The sequence below is a fragment of the Skermanella sp. genome, from assembly GCF_059503625.1.
This window is the reverse complement of record NZ_JCACHA010000251.1, coordinates 1-3,163: the sequence shown is the minus strand read 5'-3', so window position 1 is coordinate 3,163 and position 3,163 is coordinate 1. Positions and strand designations below refer to the sequence as shown.

The following is a 3,163-nucleotide window of genomic DNA, read 5'->3' as shown; positions in this document are numbered from 1 at the left end:
CGTCGAGGCTGACCGTCTGGCCCGACTTCAACGTACCGTCCGGCAGACCCCGGCTCGACATCCGGGACGGCGGCGCCAGCACGATGGTCCAGACCTTTCCCTGCGCTTCGAGCTGTGCCGAAGCGTGCGGGTTGCTGAACGAGACGGACTGTACGGTTCCCTCCAGCGTCGTCAGGGTCGTGCTGTCGTAGCTGCCCCAGCCATGGTGCGCCAGCGCCGGAACGGCGGCGAAGGCGAGAGATACCAGGATGAGTGCGGCGCCTGTGGCGGCTTTTGCCTGGTGTGGGGACATCGCGGCCTCCCTTTTCGGCGGTTGCTGATGAAGCGCCTATATGGGGCCGCATCCGGTTTAAACGATACCGTCGCTGCGCAACTTCGAGATGGTTTCGGGATCGAGGCCGAGCCATTCCTTCAGCACCTCGTCGGTGTGCTGGCCCAAGGTCGGCGGAGCAAAGCGGTAATCGACCGGCGTTTCGGAAAACTTCATCGGACTGCCGATCAGGTGGATCGGATCAGGGGTCAGCGGATGCGGCATCTCGATCTCCATGCCGCGTGCCTTGACCTGGGGATCTTCGAAGACCTGATCGACCCGGTTGATCGGACTGCACGGCACGCCCAGCGTCGCAAGGCCCGTCAGCCAATGGTCGCGAGGCTGCTGCGAGATGATTTCCCGAAGCATCGGGATCAGTTCCAGCCGGTTGTTCACCCGCGCCTCGTTGGTCGTGAACCGGGGATCGGTCGCCAACTCCGGCCGGCCGGCGAACTCGCAGAAACGGGCATACTGCCCGTCATTGCCGACGCCCAGGATCACATAGCCGTCCGCCGCCGGAAAAGCCTCGTACGGCACGATGGTCGGATGGGCATTGCCCATGCGCGGAACCTGCTGTCCGCTGGTCAGGAAGTATTGGCCGGCATAGGACAGCCATGCCACCTGGGTATCCAGCAGGGCCATGTCGATATGCTGGCCCTTGCCGGTCTGATCGCGGTGCCGGAGTGCGGCCAGAATTGCCACCAGCCCGTACATCCCCGTCATCAGGTCGGCGATGCCGACGCCCAGCTTCTGCGGGTCGCCGTCCGGCTCGCCCGTGATGCTCATGATCCCGCCCATGGCCTGCACCAGGAAATCGTATCCGGCGCGGGGCGCATAGGGACCCGTCTGCCCGAACCCGGTGACCGAGCAATAGACCAGCCCCGGAAACTCGTCCTTCAACTGCTCGTAGGCCAGATTGTAGCGCTTGAGCGTCCCGACCTTGTAGTTCTCCAGCACGATGTCGCTCCGCGCCACCATCCGCCGCGCCAGCGCCTGACCCTCCGGCTTGGTGAAGTCCAGCGTGATCGACCGCTTGTTGCGGTTGGCGGACAGATAATAGGCGCTCTCCGTCGTGTTCTCGCCCTCGGCATTCCGGATATAGGGCGGACCCCATTTCCGCGTGTCGTCGCCCTGACCGGGCCGTTCGACCTTGACGACATCCGCGCCGAGATCCCCCAGGATCTGGGTGGCGCTGGGGCCGGCCAGCACCCGCGTCATGTCGAACACCTTCAGGCCGGCGAGCGGTCCGGTGGCGGCGGGGCGGTCGGCGGGCGTTGTCATGGCGGCGGTGCTTCCGGCTGAGGGAGGAACTTTGGTTCGGGACCAGCCGGTTATAGGGATTGCTCCGGCACATTGACAAGCCGCGCCCGCTCGGCGGCTTCCCGGTAGTCGCGCGCCTCGGCACAGACCCAATGGTAGAAAGCCGCTACCTTGGGCCGCTCGAAGTAGCGGGGTGGCGCCACGAAGTAATAGGCAAGCTCGCTCGGCAGGCTGATGTCGAACGGCGATACCAGTCTGCCGGCATCCAGATCGTCCGCCGCCAGCACCCGGCGCGCCAGCGCCACCCCTTGCCCCGCCATCGCCGCCTGAAGCACCAGCGCCGAATCGGTGAACCGCGTACCCCGCGCCGCGTCCACTCCCTGCGCGCCGACCGCCTGGAGCCACATGGTCCAGCCGTACAGGAAATCGTCGTGGAGCAGGGTGAACCCGCTCAGATCGTCCGGCTTCAGCAGGGGCTTCGATCCCTCCAGCAGGCTGGGGGCGCAGACGGGGAAGATGTCTTCGGTCAGAAGCCGGTCGGCCCGCACGCCCTCCCATCCGCCGCGTCCGAAGCGGATCGCCGCATCGACGTCCTGCTGTGCGAAATCGACCATCTGCGCCGTCGTGGAGATCAGCACGTCGATTTCCGGATGCCGCTCCTGAAAGCGGGGCAGGCGCGGCACCAGCCACTTGGCGGCGAAGGAGGCCAGCGTGCTGATCGTCAGCGCGCCGCCGCTGTCGGCGGTCTTCAGCCGCGCGGTGGCATCCGCGATCTGGTCCAGCGCCTCCCGCAGCGGCGGCAGATACGACTGGCCGGCCTCCGTCAGCATCAGGGCGCGGTTGAGGCGGCGGAACAGCGGAATGCCGAGGACGTCTTCCAGACCCTTGATCTGGTGGCTGATCGCTGCCTGGGTGACGTTCAGTTCCTCGGCGGCGCGGGTGAAACTGAGGTGCCGCGCGGCGGCCTCGAAAGCTCGGATGGCGTTCAGTGGCGGCAGTCGGCGGCCCATCGGCTCAGCCCTTCATCAGATTAGCTTTTCTAATCGATTCTATGAGAAAGCGTCGTTTGTGCGCAAGAACCGGGTCGCGCAAATATTGGCTCAACACGAAGATGCTTCACGACGCTACCGGCCGGGACCGGAACCGCTTCGGTCCCGCTTTCGCATAAGGAGAGCTTCAGATGACTGTTGGCATTCAGAAGTCCTGCGCACCGTCCGGTCTTCGCACTGCAGCCCGTCCCGCTCCGTACAACGACATCAGCCTCAAGGGTCTTGCGACCCTGATCATACGGGTATCCGACACCCTGCTCGACTGGCAGGAACGTGCCCGTCAGCGTCACCGTCTCGGCGAGATGGACGATCACCTGTTACGCGATATAGGTCTGTCCCGCGCCGACCTCGAGCATGAAACCGCCAAGCCGTTCTGGCGCGATTGACATCGGTCCGGTCGACGCAGGTATTCTATTAAAGCTGCGAGTCTACACGTGGGAGCCGGGCCGGTCGGACCCGGTTCTCTCGCCCATCAGATCGTCGGTGACAGAGGCGATCTCGTCGAGGGCGCTGGTCAGGCGCGGCAGATAGCGCCGCCCGTCTT

4 protein-coding genes are annotated in these 3,163 nt (G+C 65.2%); 1 reads left to right on the top strand and 3 read right to left on the bottom strand.

Annotated features, from left to right (window positions below):
• From AC5JJ6_RS06040 to AC5JJ6_RS06030, 3 genes are all read right to left on the bottom strand, one after another.
• Positions 1–292 (bottom strand): DUF6152 family protein (locus tag AC5JJ6_RS06040; RefSeq protein ID WP_496041178.1); only part of this gene is annotated, 292 nt, incomplete at its 3' end.
• Positions 293–349: 57 nt separating this feature from the next.
• Positions 350–1,591 carry a CaiB/BaiF CoA transferase family protein gene (locus AC5JJ6_RS06035; RefSeq protein WP_496041177.1) on the bottom strand — a complete coding sequence of 414 codons (1,242 nt, stop codon included), beginning with the start codon at positions 1,589–1,591 and terminating at the stop codon, positions 350–352.
• A gap of 50 nt (positions 1,592–1,641) precedes the next feature.
• Positions 1,642–2,580, bottom strand: coding sequence for a transcriptional regulator GcvA (locus AC5JJ6_RS06030; protein WP_496041176.1), 939 nt, complete (start codon positions 2,578–2,580; stop codon positions 1,642–1,644).
• A gap of 170 nt (positions 2,581–2,750) precedes the next feature.
• Between AC5JJ6_RS06030 and AC5JJ6_RS06025 the strand changes: the two genes are divergently transcribed.
• Positions 2,751–3,005 (top strand): DUF1127 domain-containing protein, encoded by a 255-nt coding sequence (locus AC5JJ6_RS06025; protein WP_496041175.1) that lies wholly within the window; start codon positions 2,751–2,753, stop codon positions 3,003–3,005.
• Positions 3,006–3,163 lie beyond the last annotated feature (158 nt).

What these genes read in the sequence shown, in the direction of transcription:
- AC5JJ6_RS06035 (WP_496041177.1), bottom strand. Translation starts at nt 1,591, where the DNA reads ATGACAACGCCCGCCGACCGCCCCGCCGCCACCGGACCGCTCGCCGGC.
- AC5JJ6_RS06030 (WP_496041176.1), bottom strand. Translation starts at nt 2,580, where the DNA reads ATGGGCCGCCGACTGCCGCCACTGAACGCCATCCGAGCTTTCGAGGCC.
- AC5JJ6_RS06025 (WP_496041175.1), top strand. Translation starts at nt 2,751, where the DNA reads ATGACTGTTGGCATTCAGAAGTCCTGCGCACCGTCCGGTCTTCGCACT.